This window comes from Lysobacter sp. ESA13C, from assembly GCF_019970005.1.
Classification (GTDB): domain Bacteria; phylum Pseudomonadota; class Gammaproteobacteria; order Xanthomonadales; family Xanthomonadaceae; genus Lysobacter; species Lysobacter antibioticus_B.
This window is the reverse complement of sequence record NZ_JAHXYK010000011.1, coordinates 51,302-66,235: the sequence shown is the minus strand read 5'-3', so window position 1 is coordinate 66,235 and position 14,934 is coordinate 51,302. Positions and strand designations below refer to the sequence as shown.

Sequence of the window (14,934 nt, the reverse complement as noted above, 5' to 3'; positions counted from 1 at the left end):
GGCGGCATGCACAACGCCAGCCTGCACGGCGGCAGCCGGCCGCGCGCGATCGCCGCGCGCGTGCTCGACGCGGTGATGCACCGCGGCCGTTCGCTCAAGGCCGAATTGGCGACCGCGCTGCCGGGCTTGCCCGACCCGCGCGACCGCGCCCTGGTCGAGGCGATCTGCTTCGCCGTGTTGCGCCAGCCGTTGCGCTACGAGGGCGCGCTCGCCGCCTGGATGGCGCGGCCGCTGACCCGTCGCGACGGCGAATTGCGCGCGCTGCTCTACGTCGGCCTGGCCCAGCTCGATCCGTTGCAATTGCCCGCGCACGCCGCACTCGATTCCACCGTCGAGGCCGCGCGCGGCCTCGGCTATCCGCACCAGGCCGGCATGGTCAATGCGCTGCTGCGTCGCGCCCAGCGCGAAGGCCTGCCGGCGGTCGACCCCAGGCATTCGCACTGGCCGAGTTGGTTGCGCGGGCGTCTGCGCCGCGACTGGCCCGAACACTACGACGCGATCCTGGCCGAAAGCGCGGTGCCGGCGCCGATGTGGTTGCGCGTCAATGCGCGCCGCGGCACCCGCGAGGCTTATCGCGAACGGCTCGTCGAGGCCAGTATCGAAGCCGAGGTGGTCGACGGACTGCCCGATGCGCTGCGTCTGCAAGGCTCGGCGGCGATCGCCTCGCTGCCCGGGTTCGCCGACGGCGCGGTGTCGATCCAGGATGCCTCCGCGCAATTGGTCGCCGATGCGATCGCGGCCGCACCCGGTACGCGCGTGCTCGATGCCTGTGCCGCGCCCGGCGGCAAGAGCGCGCATCTGCTCGAACGCGACGCAGCCCTGCGCCTGACCGCGCTCGACGTCGATGCGGCGCGCCTGCAACGGGTGCGTAGCGGCCTGGTCCGTCTGGGCCTGGCCGAGCGCGCCGAACTGCGCGTGGCCGACGCCGCCGACCTGCAGGCCTGGTGGGACGGCACGCCCTTCGATGCGGTGCTGCTGGATGCGCCGTGTTCGGCGACCGGCATCGTCCGCCGCCAGCCCGACGTGGTCCTGCACCGGCGCGAATCCGACATCGCCGCCTTGATGCTGCTGCAGGCGCGCCTGCTCGATGCGCTTTGGCAGACCGTCGCCCCGGGCGGCGTGCTGTTGTATGCGACCTGCTCGATCCTGACCGAAGAGAACGAGCGCCAAGTGCGCGAATTCCTGGTGCGCACCGCCGATGCGCGCGCCGAGGCCTTGCCGGCGCAGTTCGGCCACGACCGCGAAGTCGGCCGCCAGCGGCTGCCGGGCGAGGGCGGCGGCGACGGCTTCTTCTACGCCCGTCTGCGCCGCGAGGCTTGAGCCCAAGAGTGAGGGCGCAAGAGTGAGGGCAAGGGTGAGCGCAGGCCCAGATTCAAGGGCCGGCCTTTCCACCTGATGCGGGCCGCCGCTTATGATCTGCGCACGTTCAAAGGCCCGCGCATGTTCAAAAGCGCCCGTTCCCACCCTGCCTGGTTGTTCTGGATAGTCGCCTGGCTGGTGCTCGGGGCCGGTCTGGGCCTGCGCGATCCCTGGCCCGCCGACGAACCGCGTTTCGCCCTGGTCGCCATGCAGATGGTCGAGAGCGGCCAGTGGCTGTTCCCGCATCGCGGCGGCGAGTTGTACTCGGACAAGCCGCCGTTTTTCATGTGGATGCAGGCGCTGGCCTATCTGGCCACCGGCCAGTGGCGCGTCGCCTTCCTGCTGCCTTCGCTGCTCGCCGCGCTGGGCACCTTGTGGTGCGTGGTCGATCTCGGCCGGCGCCTATGGACGCCGCGGATCGGTTATTACGCCGGCTGGGCGCTGCTGCTGACCGTGCACTTCGTCTATCAGTCGAAGAAGGCGCAGATCGATCCGCTGGTGGTGTTCTGGATCACCTTGGCCAACTACGGTCTGTTGCGGCATCTGCTGACCGGCCCGTCCTGGCGCTGGTGGGTGCTGGCGTGGTTCGCCGCCGGCATGGGCACCATCACCAAGGGCGTCGGCGCGCTCGCCTTGTTGATGCTGGCGCCGCTGGCGCTCGCGGCGGCGCTGCGGCCGTTGCGTGCCGCGCTGGCGCCGGGCGGTGCGGCGCATCGCGCCCTGGCCTGGGTCGAGATGCCGGTGCGCGCCGGCATCGGCCGCGGCTACTTCTGGCTCGGGCCGCTCGCGTTCGCGTTCGCGGTCGCGTTGTGGATCGCGCCGATGGCGGCGGTGGTCTTGACCCATCCCGATCCCGCCTACCGCGGTTATCTCGACGACTTGCTGCTGCGCCAGACCGCCGTGCGCTACTCCAGATCCTGGGACCATCACAAACCGGTCGGGTATCACTTCGGGGTGATGTTCTCGATGTGGCTGCCGTTGATGTTCGCCTTGCCCTGGGCGTTGCCGGCATGGCGCCGGCGCCTGGCCCGGCTCGATCCGCGCTATGTGCTGCCGCTGGCCTGGTGGCTGCTGGTGATCGTGTTCTTCTCGATCCCACAGGGCAAACGCGACGTCTACATCCTGCCGGCGTTGCCGATGGCCTGCCTGATGTTCGCGCCGCTGTTGCCGGGCATCCTGCGCCGGACCTGGCCGCGCCGGATCGGCTTCGCCTTCGCCGCGCTGATCGTCCTGGCCTTGCTCGGCGTGGGCTTGTCGATGTGGTTCGGCAACCCGGGTTTCGAGCGCAAGCTGATCGCCGAGCGCGATTTCACCGACGGCGCGCGCGGACTCGCCGCGGGCGTGTTGGCGATCGCTTGCTGGGGCCTGGCCGCCCTGCTGTGGGCCGGGCCGCGCCGGCCCATCCTCGGCATGGCCGCGACCCTGTGCGGGCTGTGGGTATTGAACGGCGTGCTGGTCGCGCCGGTGCTCAACGATTCCTCGTCGGCGCGCGGGGTGATGAGCAAGGTCGCCGCGCGCATCGGCCCCGAGGCCGAGCTCGGCCTGGTCGCCTGGAAAGAGCAGAATCTGTTGCGGGCGCAGTCGCGCACCACGACCTTCGGCTTCAAGATGCGGTGGCCGGAACAATTGAAACAAGGCCTGGCCTGGCAAGCCCAGGCGCCGCGGACGCGCTGGTTGTTGGTGCAGGATCCGGCGCTGCCGGCCTGCGTGGACCGCAACCGCGCCGAAATAGGCGGACGCTCCAATCGCCGCATCTGGTGGCTGGTGCCGTACGCTGCGCGCGAAACCTGTCCCGCCGCACCGCCGCTGCGGCCACATGAAGACGATACGGACTGATCCGTGCCCCAACCGCAAGTACCCGACGTTTCTTTCCGCCCCGAGGCCCTCGCGGGCGAACCGCGCCGCTTGGCCCTGGCCCGCCGCACGTTCGAGATCGCCCTGTTCTGCCTGCCGGCGCTGTTGATCTCCACGCCGTGGGGGCTGCTGCCGTTCACCGCGCTGGCGCTGGCCGCGTTCCTGATGGCGCCGGGCCGGATCGCCCAGGGTTACCGCGAGATCGGCGGCGCGTTGCGCCCGCTGCTGCTGATGGCGGTCGCGGTGGCGGTGATCGTGGCGGTTTCGACCTTTCTCCACGACGTGCGCTGGCGCGAGGCCGACAACCGCCTGCGCCTGCTGACCCTGCCGTTCTTCGCCCTGATGGCCTATGCCTACCGGCCGTCGCGGCGCTGGCTGTGGGCCGGCGCCCTGGTCGGCCTGGCCGGCGCCTTCGCGGTGGCGGTCTATCAGGTCGGCACCGGCATGGACCGCGCCGCCGGCTGGACCGCGAACGCCATCGTCTACGCCGAAGCGGTGATCGCCCTGATCGTGCTGGCGGTGTTCTGCCGGCCTTCCGGCGAGTTGCTGTGGACCACCGCGGCCTGCGCGCTCGGCGTGGTGACCGTCGCCCTGAGCGGCAGCCGCGGCACCTGGCCGGGCGTGTTGATCGTGCTGCTGATCGGTTTGCTGGTCAGCGGCGGCCGTGCGCGCCGGGTCTCGTGGGCGGTGTTGGCGACCTTGGCATTGGGCGCGGTCGCGGCGTTGTGGATCGGCCCGCTGGCCGAGCAGACCCGCATCGAGGAACTGCGCTCGGACGTCCACCGGCTCCGCGAGGGCGACAGCGCCTCCTCGCTCGGCGCGCGCCTGAGTCTGTTGTCCCTGGCCGGGCAGACCTTCGTCGAGCATCCGCTCGACGGCATCGGCGTCGGCAGTTTCGGCCGCGCCGTGAGCGCCTTGCCGGAATGCCGTCCGCCGGCGGCACGGGTCGGTTTCTGCCGGCTCAGCCATGCCCACAGCGACGTGCCCGAGTGGGCCGCGACCATGGGCCTGCCGGGCCTGCTCGCGATCCTGGCGGTGTATTTATTGCCCCTGGTGCTGTTCGCCCGGCGGTTGCGCGCGCTGCCGGCCGGGCGCTCGCGCAGCAGCGCGCTCGGCGGATTCGTGCTGGTGCTGGTCTACATCGCCAGCGGCCTGACCCAGTCGATGTTCGCGCACCAACTGGTCGCGTCGTTCTATGCGGTGGCGGTCGGCCTGTTGTACGGCTTCAGCCTGCGCGAGGCGCGCAGCGACGACGGCGGACCGTAAGCGAGCCGCGCTCAGGCGCGCGGCGTACCGTCGTCGTCCTGGCGCGGCGGCGTGGTCAGCGCTTGGCCGCGTTCGAGCATCCACAGCATGATGGTCTTCTGGCGTACGTAATTGGCGCGCACATAGGCGTAGACCAGGCCGTGCCAGCCGTCGAGGAAGCCGGCGCGCAGCACGTAGCCGCGCCAGAACCGCCATGCCGGCGCCAGCACCAGTTTGCTCAGGCTCGCGCGCTTGCCGCGCGCATGCTCGTGCTCGGCCATCATCCGCGCATAGCGCTCGGTCTTGCTGAGTTGCTGTTCGAGCGAGCGGTAGGGGTAGTGGATCAGGTCGCCGGCGAGCGTCGCCACGGCGCCGTCGACGCTGGCCGCTTCGTGGATCTCGCGCTGGCCGCGCCAGCCGCCGCGGCGGCGGTCGAACAGGCGCAGGACCCGGTCCGGATAGGCGTTGCCGTGGCGCAGGAACTTGCCGAAATACTCCGACAGGCGCGCGAAGCGGTAGCCGGCGGCGTCGTCGAAACCTCGCGCGCGCGCCGCCTCGATCGAAGCGCGCAGCCGCGCGTCGACGCGCTCGTCGGCGTCCAGGCACAGCACCCAGTCGTGCGCGGCCTGTTCCACCGCGTAATGCTTCTGGCTGCGGAAACCGTCGAAGGCGCGTTGCAGCACGCGCGCGCCGGCGGCCTGCGCGATCGCCGCGGTAGCGTCGGTGGAATAGGAATCGACCACGACGATTTCGTCGCAGAACGCCAGCGAGGCGATGCAGTCGCCGATACGGTCGGCTTCGTTGAACGCGATGATGCAGGCCGACAGGCGCGGTCGTTCGGCGACGGGCGAGTGCATGTCGATGGCGGCGGTCCGGGCGGCTGGATCGACAGCATAGAGCCAGTAGCGAGTTTGGAGGAGTGAGGAGCGAGTGAAAGCGGGAGCCGCGGCGGCTGGGGCTCTCACTCACTGCTCACTCCTCTAAACTCACTTCTCGCCCCGCCCCCCGCCCCGACTCCACCCCCATGTCCGATTACCTGCTGTTCGCGACCGAGCGCTACGCCTTGCCGATCCTGCGGCCGCTGGCCGATGCGCTGCATGCGGCCGGGCACACCGCCCACGCCTGGTTCGCCGATGGCGCCGCGGCTTCGACGCTGCCGGCGCCGGTGCGCATGCTCGCGCCCGGGCGCGAAGGCCTGCGCGCCGCGGTCGCGCTGAAGCCGCGCGCGGCGTTCAGCGCCGCGAACTGGGTGCCGCCCTTCGTCGCCGGCGCCAAGGTGCAGTTGTTCCACGGCTTCAACGTCGAGAAACGCGAAGACGCGCGCGGCCATTTCCGCGTACGCGGCCTGTTCGACCTGTATTGCACGCAAGGCCCGGCGACGACCGCGCCGTTCCGCGCCCTGGCCGCGCAAGCCGGGCATTTCGCCGTGGTCGAGACCGGCTGGCCCAAGCTCGATCCCTTGTTCGGCGACGACGACGGCGGCGCGGCGAAATGGCGCCGTCTCGCCGGCCGCCGCCAGACCGTGTTGTTCGCCTCGACCTTCACCGAGCGCCTCAGCGCCGCGCCGCACCTGCTGGAGGCGATCGCCGCGCAGATCGCCACGGGCGAGCGCTATTGGCTGTTGACCCTGCATCCCAAGTGCGCGCCGGAGCTGTTCGAGCGTTATCGCGCGCTGGCCGGCGCGAACGCGACCTTCGTCGAGACCGAAGACCTGATCTCGGCGCAACGCGCGGCCGACGTGCTGGTCGCCGACACGACCTCGGTGGTGTCGGAGTTCGTCGTCCAGCGCAAACCGGTGGTGACCTTCCGCAACCGCGCGCCGAAGCCGCACATGATCGATTTCGACGATCCGACGGCGCTGGCGGCGAAACTCGAGCAGGCGTTCGCGCCGAGCCCGGAGTTGCAGGCGGCGATCGACGCCTATGCCGATGCGATCCATCCCTATCGCGACGGGCGCTCCTCGCAGCGCGTGATCGCCGCGACCGAGGACCTGCTCGCAGGCCGTCTCGGCCGTCTGCAGCGCAAGCCGTGGTCGTCGCTGCTGCGCGGCCTGCAGATCCGCCGCGAACTGGGTTACTGGGGGCGCGGCGCCTGAGCGATGCGCCTCACCAGCGCAGCGGGCGTTGCGAAAGGATCGCCGCGAGCCGGGCGTAAATTTGCCGGGCCTCGTCTTCGGGCAGGAAGCGGATCCGCAGCGGCGGCGCCAGGGCGCCGGCGCCGGCGGTGTCGAGCCACAGGGTCGCGGTGCCGCAGCTGCGGTCCAGCGGCGAACGGGTGAGCTGCAAGGCCTGCAGCTTGTCGAGTTCGGCGAAGCGCCAGGAACGCCGCCACCAGCCTTCGCGCACCGCGATCAAGACCTCGCCGAACGCGTAGCCGATGCGTCGGGTGCGCCGCTGCGCCTTGAACGCCGCCCATGGCAGCCACAGCAAGGCGAGTGCGCTCCAGGCGCCGACCTGCCAATACAGCGAGAACACCGCGAGCAAGGTCCACGGCACGTCGGGCAGAAACAGCCGCCACCAGGCCGCATCCGGCAGGGCACGCCATTCCAGGCGATCCCAGTCGGCGCGCGGCAGCAAGCGTTCGATCAAGGCATCGCAAGCCTGCGGCGTCGCGATCGGCGCGAGCTCCTTCAGCGAACGGCCGTCTTCGTTGGCTTCGGCGCCGACCGTGTCCACGCTCAGGCCACGGCGCTTGAGCAAGCGGTGCATCAGGCCTTCCTCGAGCGTCCAGGCCTGGATGCGCCGGCGCGGCACGGTGGTGCGCCAGCGCCCGAGCAGGCCGCGTTCGGCGGTCAGGCGGCGGCCGTGTTCGCTGAGTTCGAAGCCGTAGTAGCGCAGCAGCGCCAGCACGATCGACAGCAGCTTGAGCAGGCCGGCGATCAGCGCGATCAGGGCCATCGCGATCAGAGCCACGCCGATCGCGTCGAGGTGATAGGCCTCGACATGGCCGGACAGCCAGTGCGTCGCCTGGCTGCCGATGCGTCCGGGAACGCGCGCGTTGAAATCGGGGGTGTACTGCGACAGGCCGGCCAGGGCGGCGCCGATCAGGACCAGGCCGCCGTTGGAGACCAGGCCCAGGCGCAGCACTTCGGCCGGCGGCAGCCGCAGCAGCACGTCGGCGCTGTCCTCGGCCTGGCCTTCGGCGACGGCCGCGCCGCGCCGGCGCACCAGGGCTTCCAGCGCCAGCGCGTCGTCGAGCTTGAGCACGCGCATCTGCGCTTCGGGCTCCTTGCTGCCGGCCGATTCCATGCGCACTTCGGCGACGCCGAACAATCGGTGCAACACGGTCTGGTGCAGGGCCACATTCTGGATCCGCACGAACGGGATCACCCGCAGGCTGCGGTTGAACAGGCCGCTGCGCACCACCACGGCATTGCTGCCGATGCCGTAGCGGTAGGTGAAATAACGCCACAGCGCCACCACCACCAGCGCGCCGACGCCGATCAGCGGCCACAGCTCGTTGCGGTCGCCGCGACCGAAGAACACCAGCGCGGCCAGCGGCACGATGAACTGCTTGAGCTGCTGGATCAGCACGAACAACCACGACATCGGATGCAGGCGGCGGTCGGCCCGCGTGCTTTCGTCGTCCGGCGATACGGTCGAACCCGGCGCGCTCATCAGGCGTCTTCGTCGTGGTCGAGCTGGCGGCCGAGGCGCTCGCGCAGGCGCTCGGCGTCCTGCGCGTCGAGGTGATCGATCGAGACCGCGTTGTGGCGGGTGCCGGCGGTGTGCACGACCAGGGTCGCCAGGCCGCGCAAGCGTTGCAACGGGCCGTGCTTGAGGTCGAGGTGTTGCACCCGGGTCAGCGGCACCAGGGTTTCGCGTTGCCAGGCGACGCCGCGGCGCACCGCGAAGCCGTGCGCGTCGAGCCGCCACAAGGTGTTGCGGTAGCGGCGCAAGCCGATCCAGGTGCCGATGCCGGCGCCGAGCAGGGCGCCGCTGAGGCCGCTGGCGATGCCGACCCAGGAGCCGACGGTGAGCACGCCGAGGACGACTCCGGCGATCGCGAACACGACCGCCAGCGAGAGGCTGACGTCGATCGTGCACAACAGCACCGCACGTGAGGGCAGTTTCTGCCAGCCGGTCGAGTCGGTGTCGGGCGTCGTCGCGGCGGACGCGGCTGCGGGTGGCGCCGGGCTGGGCTCCCTGGAGGCAGGCTCGGTGGAGGCGGTGGGGTCGGGCGTATCCGTCATCAGGGTTCTTTGGCGTACAGCGGTTCGGTTTCGGTGTAGTCGCGGCCCTGACGATACAGCGCGAGACGGCCCTGCATGCGCTCGCGCGACTTCGGGTCGAGCTCGCCGTCCTTGAGCCGGGCCAGGGCATCGGTCTGGAACGCGATCGCCTGGGCGAAGTCGCCGTTGGCGGCGAGCGCGGCGGCGACGGTGTCGAGTTCGGCGGCGCGCAGTTGCTCGCGCCGGGCGATCATGTGCTGGCTCAGGGCCAACGATTGCTTGGCGTCGCGCTGGCCGGCGATCGGGCAGGTGGCCAGGATCCAGACCCGGTCGTTGCGTGCCTGCGCCATGCCGGCGTCTTCGGCCTTGCGCAGCCATTCGATGGCTTGGCTGCAGTCGCTGGTCAGGCCGGCGGCGCCGGCGCGGATGAAATCGGCGTAGCCCATCATCGCCTGCGGGTTGCCGCTTTCGGCGCTGCGGCGCAGATGCGGCAGGGCGCGGCGCAGGGTTTGCGGGCTCAACGACAGGCGGTCGTTGGTCGACAGCAGGATGTTCGCCACCGCCAACGCCGATTCGGCATGGCCGCTGTCGCTGGCGCGTTCGAGCAGCGCCAGGGCGGCGTCGCGGTCGGCGGCAATGCGGCGCGACTCCAGCCCGGTGTAGAGCAGGCGTCCGTACAAGTACTGCGCCAGCGCTTCGCCGGCATCGGCCTTGCGCTTGATCGCGGCGATCTGGGTGTCGACGTGGGCCTGGTAATCCGGCCAACGCTCGTTGAGGCGATTGCGCTGCGCGGCGTCGTCGCGCGGCGCCAGTTCCAGCGCGCTCAGGTTCGACGGCGCCTGGCCGTCGCCGAGGAAATCGCCGAGCAGGTGCTGCAACAGCGCGGTCTCGCCGCCCGATTGCGCGGCCACCGCGGTCATGAACTTCGACAGCTCTTCGGTCTGGCGTTCCGGACGGGTCTTCCAGCCCCCGCCTTCGCGCACGAATTCGGGGCCGAACACGTAGCGCTCGCCGGTCGGCGGCTGCACTTCGCCGAGCGCGCTATCGGCATCGATCATGGCGACGTGGCTCAGCGACGGAAAGTTGCCGTCGGCGTGGCGCATCACCACGTGGCAAAGCTTGTCCTGCACGCAATGGCGATACGTCGCGCGGCCGTCCCATCCGGCCAGCACCGGCGCTTCGTACTTCGCGCGCAGGCCGTACACGGTCAGGCGGTCGGCGAGCGGCAGGCGGCGGACTTGTTCGGTCGAGGCGTACAGGGCGACGTCGCGCAGGAAGGCGTAATGCTGCGCGGTCGATTCGGCGATCAGCTCGGCGCTCGCGCCGTCGTCCTTGGCGGCGAGCCGGGTGTAGCGGTTCCAGGCCGCATCGACGGCGTTGACCTCGGCCTGGTCGTCGCCCTGCGAGGCGGCCATGGCCGGGCCGCACAGCAGGGCAAGCAGCAATAGCGCATAACGCATGAGGCGTCCTTGTCGAGCCGACGGACCGGCGTCCTATCTCGAACGATAGGGGTTGTCGTCGCCATTGCCGGATGGGCGCAGCGTATAGCGTTTGTAGGTCCACTGGTATTGGGCCGGATCGCGGCGCGCAATACGTTCTACCGCCGCGTTGAGGGCGATGCAGGCGCGTTGCGGATCGGGATCGGCGATGCCGTCCGGCGCGGCTTCGATGCGCAAGGCGAACGCCGGATGATCCGGATGCGTGTCGATGCGTTCGCAGTATGCGAACAACACCGTCGCGCCGGTGCGTTCGGCCAAGCGTCCGAGCAGGGTCATGGTCAGCGCGGGCACGCCGAAGAACGGCGCGAACTCGCCGTCGCCGGCCTTGGGCTGCTGGTCGGGCAGGATGCCGACCACGCCGCCGGCGTTGAGGCGCTTCCACAACTGGCGCACCGCCGAGCCTTCGGCGCGGACCTGGGTCACACGTTCGGCTTCGGTGTCGGCGCGCACCAGGTTGAGGAAGGCCTCGCCGATCGGCGACTCCGGCGGGCGATACAGGATCGCCAGCGGGGTGCGGAAGGCCAGCCACTGGTTCAGCAGCTCCCAGTTGCCGTAATGCGGCGCCGCCACGATCAGGCCGCGTCCGGAAGCGAGCGCGGCGTCGAACAGCTCGGTGCCGTGCTGCTCGCGCAGCAGTCCGAGATTTTCGGCATGGGGCCGGGTCCACAGGCGCAGGGTCTCGACCGCCTGGCGCGAGGTGGTGCGCACGATCGCGCGCTGCCACTGCTCGCGTTCGGCCGGCAGCAGTTCCGGGTAGGCCAGCTCCAGGTTGACCCGGGCGACCCGGCTCTCGCGGGCGTTACGGCGCTGCCACAGCGCGGCGATGGCGTCGCCCAGGCGCATCTGCCAGGACCAGGGCAGGCGGCCGAGCGCGCTGGCGAAGACATACAGCAGGCGGGCGACGAATCGGGTCATCGCGCGAGTGTAGCCGCTGGCCTGTACGCGACCGTGGCGGCCGGACCGTCCGATACGTGCCGGATGCGGCGCAGATCGGGCCCGGCACGGCGCCGATGCCGGCACGATGCAGGCTTTACACTCGCGTCCGACTTTCCAGATCGTACGAGCCCGCATGCTGAGTCTGATCCAGCGCGTCACCCAGGCCTCGGTCGTCGTCGACGGCGAAACCGTCGGCGCGATCGGCCCCGGCCTGCTGGCGCTCGTCGGGCTTGAACCCGGCGACGGCGAACCCCAGATCGCCCGGATGGCCGAACGCCTGCTCGGGTACCGGGTCTTCGCCGACGAGGCCGGCCGCATGAACCGCGGCCTGGCCGACACCGGCGGCGGCCTGCTGTTGGTCAGCCAGTTCACCCTGGCCGCCGATACCAGCAGCGGCATGCGTCCGGGCTTCAGCACGGCCGCCGCCCCGGGCCTGGCTGAACCGTTATTCAACCGTCTGGTCGAAACCTGCCGGCAACGTCATGCCGGAGGGGTGGAAACCGGCCGCTTCGGCGCCCATATGGTCGTCAACCTGGTCAACGACGGCCCGGTCACCTTTCTCCTCCGGTCCTAAGACCCGGCCTCCCAGGCCGGACCTGATATACTGGAGCGTTCCCTACCCTCAATAGCGCGGTGGCGCAGCCCATGGCCAACGAACGTCAGCCCCCTCCGTCCGATATCAAGCTCCTGATCAGCAAGGGCTTGGAGCAGGGCTATCTGACCTATGCCGAGGTCAACGATCATCTGCCCGACGATCTCGTCGACGCGGAACAGATCGAAGACATCATCGGCATGATCAACGGCATGGGCATCGAGGTGCACGAAGTTGCCCCCGATGCCGAAACGCTGTTGCTCGCCGACGGCAACACCGGTAATCGCGAAGTCGACGACACCGCGGCTGAAGAAGCCGCGGCGGCGTTGACCGCACTCGACGGCGAAGGCGGCCGCACCACCGACCCCGTGCGCATGTACATGCGCGAGATGGGCACGGTCGAGCTGCTTACCCGCGAGGGCGAAATCGCCATCGCCAAGCGCATCGAAGAGGGCCTGAACCAGGTCCAGGCTTCGCTTGCCCTGTTCCCCTCCACGATCCAGCTGATCCTCGAAGACTACGAGCAGCACAAGGCCGGCAAGAAGCGCCTGGCCGAGATCGTGGTCGGCTTCAACGATCACCTCGACGAAGAGCCCGAGCCGCCGGCACCGCCGGTGGTGGTGGCCGACGCCGATGCCGACGCGGACGACGACGAAGAAGTCGAAGCCGCCGGCGACGATGCCGAGACCGAAGAGACCACCTCCGGCCCGGACCCGGTCGAAGTCGCCGCGCGCATGGAGGCCATCGCCGACCTGTACGGCAAGTTCCTCAAGGCCCAGGGCAAGGGCGGCGCCGGCGCCAAGGCAGCGACCAAGCTGCGCGAAGACATCGCCGCCGTGTTCGTCACCCTGAAGCTGCCGCTGGCCCTGACCGACAACCTGATGCGCAACCTGCGCGACGTGGTCGGCTCGATCAAGGACCACGAGCGCAAGATCCTCGACCTGGCCACGCGCATCGCCAAGATGCCGCGCAAGGACTTCATCCGCGCCTGGGAAGGCAACCAGACCAATCTGGAATGGGTCGACGAGCTGCTCAAGCGCAAGCAGAAGTGGTCGTCGGGTCTGCGCGACGTCAAGGACCAGATCATCGTCGAGCAGCAGACCACGATCGAGATCGAGCAGGCCTCGTTCCTGACCCTGGCCGACATCAAGGAAATCAGCCGTGCGATGGCCTATGGCGAAGCCAAGGCGCGCAAGGCCAAGAAGGAGATGGTCGAGGCCAACCTGCGCCTGGTGATCTCCATCGCCAAGAAGTACACCAACCGCGGTCTGCAGTTCCTCGATCTGATCCAGGAAGGCAACATCGGTCTGATGAAGGCGGTCGACAAGTTCGAGTTCCGCCGCGGCTTCAAGTTCTCGACCTACGCCACGTGGTGGATCCGCCAGGCCATCACCCGTTCGATCGCCGATCAGGCGCGCACCATCCGTATCCCGGTGCACATGATCGAAACGATCAACAAGCTCAACCGCATCTCGCGTCAGATGCTCCAGCAGTACGGCCGCGAGGCCACGCCGGAAGAGTTGGCGAAAGAGATGGACATGCCCGAGGACAAGATCCGCAAGGTCATGAAGATCGCCAAGGAACCGATCTCGATGGAGACGCCGATCGGCGACGACGAGGATTCGCACCTCGGCGATTTCATCGAGGACACCAACGTCGAGTCCCCGGTCGAAGCCACCACCAACATCAACCTCTCCGAGACGGTCCGCGACGTGCTCGCCGGCCTGACCCCGAGGGAAGCCAAGGTGCTGCGCATGCGCTTCGGCATCGACATGAATACCGATCACACCCTCGAAGAGGTCGGTAAGCAGTTCGACGTCACCCGCGAGCGTATCCGCCAGATCGAGGCCAAGGCGCTGCGCAAGCTGCGTCACCCGAGTCGTTCGGAACAACTGCGCAGCTTCCTCGACATCGATTGATCGGCGTCGCTTCGGTTGCGTAAGGAAACAGGCCCCGCTCGCGGGGCCTGTTTCGTTTGCGGGGTCGGTTTCTATCCGGTGCCTCGCGGCGCGCGGTTTAGCGTGCGGATGACGGCATCAGGTCGTCGTTGCCGATGTCGCGGGCGTTGCGCTGAGGCATGGGGCGCGGAATCCTCTCAGCGCATCACATCTCATCGCACAACAAAGCACTGCGCTGTATCGCGCCATGCCGGGCCGAGCGAATGAGCCGCGTCGCTGGGTGCAGGTTCCGGTGCCGCGCTCAGCCGTAGAAGAACTGCTCGTGCACGATCTTGCCGTCGCGCACCTTGTACACCGCGACCTCGGCCATCGGCATGCGGCCCATGCTCTTGTAGGTCGCGTCGATGCTCATGGCCAGGCTGAACCAGTCGCCGCCGACGGCCGGGTCGCTGCACCAGCTGTCGTGGATCTCGATCACATCGGCCATGAAGTCGCGGCCTTTCTGGCGGATCGCGGCCAGGCCTTCGACGTTGCCGAGCGGGCCGCCCTGATTGCCGGGCGCCTCGATGCTGACGGCGTCGTCGGCATAGAGCTCGTCCTGGATCTGTTCGTGCTTGCCTGCGCGGCACAGCTCGACATAGCGGTTGGCGATTTGCTGGGTGTCCATGGCGGGCGATCCTTGGGGGGGGGCTCAGGATAGGGCCGGGTTCGCCCGCTAGTGGCGGGGAGCGACACGATTGCAGGCCCTCTCCCGACGAGCGGGAGATGAATGCGTCGTGCCGGCCGGCGTCGGCCTGTTGCGATTCGCATCGGGCCTACAGAAAACGACGCAACCAAGGGTAGGAGCGGCGCAAGCCGCGACCGCGATGCATCGATCTCGCGGCGTTACCGACGGAAATCCCCTGTAGGAGCGGCGTAAGCCGCGACCGCGACCTTGCATCTGCGGCGCAACCGTCGGTTCGCGGTCGCGGCTTGCGCCGCTCCTACCCAGAAGCAGCATGCCAAGGGGTTCGCAGCTGCAACCGCCGTTGCAATAAGAATTTCGTGGATGCTGTGCGTCGCCTCGCACTAGCGAAGGCTATCGAAGACCCGAGGGGGGGCGGCCCGCATGGATGCGGGCCGTTTTTCGTCGGGACAGGGATATCCCGTATGTAGAGCCCTGCGTCGGCATCGAACGTGCGGGTTGGTGATTCAAAACAAAAGCAACTTCTTTGGTGACTTTTGACCGAAGGGAATCCAGACGGACTTTTGTTGCTTTAGACAAAAGAAAGTTACCCCGCCGCTTTAGTGGCGGAAGCCTTTGGCGTTTGATCCTGGCCTTGATCTTGCTTGATATAAGCGGCGCGAACCCGTCGCAGCGTGGTCGCGACTTACGTCGCT

At 69.0% G+C, this 14,934-nt stretch carries 12 protein-coding genes; 6 read left to right on the top strand and 6 right to left on the bottom strand.

What is annotated here, in order from left to right:
* Positions 1 to 6 precede the first annotated feature (6 nt).
* The 3 genes from rsmB (at position 7) to LC490_RS24605 (ending at position 4,479) form a co-directional block, all read left to right on the top strand.
* Positions 7 to 1,320 carry a 16S rRNA (cytosine(967)-C(5))-methyltransferase RsmB gene (rsmB, locus tag LC490_RS19635; protein WP_223621370.1) on the top strand — a complete coding sequence of 438 codons (1,314 nt, stop codon included), beginning with the start codon at positions 7 to 9 and terminating at the stop codon, positions 1,318 to 1,320.
* A gap of 120 nt (positions 1,321 to 1,440) precedes the next feature.
* Entirely contained in the window at positions 1,441 to 3,195 is a 1,755-nt protein-coding gene (locus tag LC490_RS19630) for a glycosyltransferase family 39 protein (RefSeq protein WP_223621302.1), read from the top strand.
* Positions 3,196 to 3,198: 3 nt separating this feature from the next.
* The gene (locus tag LC490_RS24605) at positions 3,199 to 4,479 is read left to right on the top strand and encodes an O-antigen ligase family protein (RefSeq protein ID WP_223621301.1); all 1,281 of its coding nucleotides are present in this window, start codon (positions 3,199 to 3,201) and stop codon (positions 4,477 to 4,479) included.
* 11 nt (positions 4,480 to 4,490) lie between these two features.
* On the opposite strand, the gene LC490_RS19620 is transcribed toward LC490_RS24605, so the two are convergent.
* Positions 4,491 to 5,315, bottom strand: a complete 825-nt coding sequence (locus LC490_RS19620; protein WP_031372140.1) for a glycosyltransferase family 2 protein — start codon at positions 5,313 to 5,315, stop codon at positions 4,491 to 4,493.
* A gap of 167 nt (positions 5,316 to 5,482) precedes the next feature.
* Between LC490_RS19620 and LC490_RS19615 the strand changes: the two genes are divergently transcribed.
* Positions 5,483 to 6,553 (top strand): CDP-glycerol glycerophosphotransferase family protein, encoded by a 1,071-nt coding sequence (locus LC490_RS19615; RefSeq protein ID WP_223621300.1) that lies wholly within the window; start codon positions 5,483 to 5,485, stop codon positions 6,551 to 6,553.
* Positions 6,554 to 6,563: 10 nt separating this feature from the next.
* Here the strand turns inward: LC490_RS19615 and LC490_RS19610 are convergent, their stop codons facing one another.
* From LC490_RS19610 to LC490_RS19595, 4 genes are read right to left on the bottom strand one after another with little or no spacing between them, the layout of a single operon-like run.
* Positions 6,564 to 8,075 (bottom strand): PH domain-containing protein, encoded by a 1,512-nt coding sequence (locus LC490_RS19610; protein ID WP_223621299.1) that lies wholly within the window; start codon positions 8,073 to 8,075, stop codon positions 6,564 to 6,566.
* The gene (locus LC490_RS19605; protein WP_223621298.1) at positions 8,075 to 8,650 is read right to left on the bottom strand and encodes a PH domain-containing protein; all 576 of its coding nucleotides are present in this window, start codon (positions 8,648 to 8,650) and stop codon (positions 8,075 to 8,077) included. Before LC490_RS19605 ends, LC490_RS19610 begins: the two co-directional genes overlap by 1 nt.
* Positions 8,650 to 10,089, bottom strand: a complete 1,440-nt coding sequence (locus LC490_RS19600) for a hypothetical protein (protein ID WP_223621297.1) — start codon at positions 10,087 to 10,089, stop codon at positions 8,650 to 8,652. Before LC490_RS19600 ends, LC490_RS19605 begins: the two co-directional genes overlap by 1 nt.
* Before the next feature lie 33 nt (positions 10,090 to 10,122).
* Positions 10,123 to 11,043 (bottom strand): lauroyl acyltransferase, encoded by a 921-nt coding sequence (locus LC490_RS19595; RefSeq protein ID WP_223621296.1) that lies wholly within the window; start codon positions 11,041 to 11,043, stop codon positions 10,123 to 10,125.
* A gap of 154 nt (positions 11,044 to 11,197) precedes the next feature.
* Here LC490_RS19595 and dtd point away from each other — a divergent pair, with 154 nt between their 5' ends.
* Both dtd and rpoD read left to right on the top strand, forming a co-directional pair.
* Positions 11,198 to 11,638, top strand: a complete 441-nt coding sequence (gene dtd, locus LC490_RS19590; protein WP_057916320.1) for a D-aminoacyl-tRNA deacylase — start codon at positions 11,198 to 11,200, stop codon at positions 11,636 to 11,638.
* Between the two features lie 71 nt (positions 11,639 to 11,709).
* Complete coding sequence (gene rpoD / locus LC490_RS19585; protein WP_031372147.1) at positions 11,710 to 13,575, top strand: RNA polymerase sigma factor RpoD; 1,866 nt, start codon at positions 11,710 to 11,712, stop codon at positions 13,573 to 13,575.
* 280 nt (positions 13,576 to 13,855) lie between these two features.
* Here rpoD and LC490_RS19580 read toward each other — a convergent pair whose 3' ends face one another.
* On the bottom strand, positions 13,856 to 14,221 hold the full coding sequence (locus tag LC490_RS19580) for a nuclear transport factor 2 family protein (protein ID WP_031372148.1): 366 nt from the start codon (positions 14,219 to 14,221) through the stop codon (positions 13,856 to 13,858).
* Positions 14,222 to 14,934 lie beyond the last annotated feature (713 nt).

Bases quoted from the DNA above. Each gene is read 5' to 3' on its own strand.
- rpoD (WP_031372147.1), top strand. From the start codon at position 11,710: ATGGCCAACGAACGTCAGCCCCCTCCGTCCGATATCAAGCTCCTGATC.
- LC490_RS19620 (WP_031372140.1), bottom strand. From the start codon at position 5,315: ATGCACTCGCCCGTCGCCGAACGACCGCGCCTGTCGGCCTGCATCATC.
- LC490_RS19630 (WP_223621302.1), top strand. From the start codon at position 1,441: ATGTTCAAAAGCGCCCGTTCCCACCCTGCCTGGTTGTTCTGGATAGTC.
- rsmB (WP_223621370.1), top strand. From the start codon at position 7: ATGCACAACGCCAGCCTGCACGGCGGCAGCCGGCCGCGCGCGATCGCC.
- dtd (WP_057916320.1), top strand. From the start codon at position 11,198: ATGCTGAGTCTGATCCAGCGCGTCACCCAGGCCTCGGTCGTCGTCGAC.
- LC490_RS19580 (WP_031372148.1), bottom strand. From the start codon at position 14,221: ATGGACACCCAGCAAATCGCCAACCGCTATGTCGAGCTGTGCCGCGCA.
- LC490_RS19600 (WP_223621297.1), bottom strand. From the start codon at position 10,089: ATGCGTTATGCGCTATTGCTGCTTGCCCTGCTGTGCGGCCCGGCCATG.
- LC490_RS19615 (WP_223621300.1), top strand. From the start codon at position 5,483: ATGTCCGATTACCTGCTGTTCGCGACCGAGCGCTACGCCTTGCCGATC.
- LC490_RS19595 (WP_223621296.1), bottom strand. From the start codon at position 11,043: ATGACCCGATTCGTCGCCCGCCTGCTGTATGTCTTCGCCAGCGCGCTC.
- LC490_RS19605 (WP_223621298.1), bottom strand. From the start codon at position 8,650: ATGACGGATACGCCCGACCCCACCGCCTCCACCGAGCCTGCCTCCAGG.
- LC490_RS19610 (WP_223621299.1), bottom strand. From the start codon at position 8,075: ATGAGCGCGCCGGGTTCGACCGTATCGCCGGACGACGAAAGCACGCGG.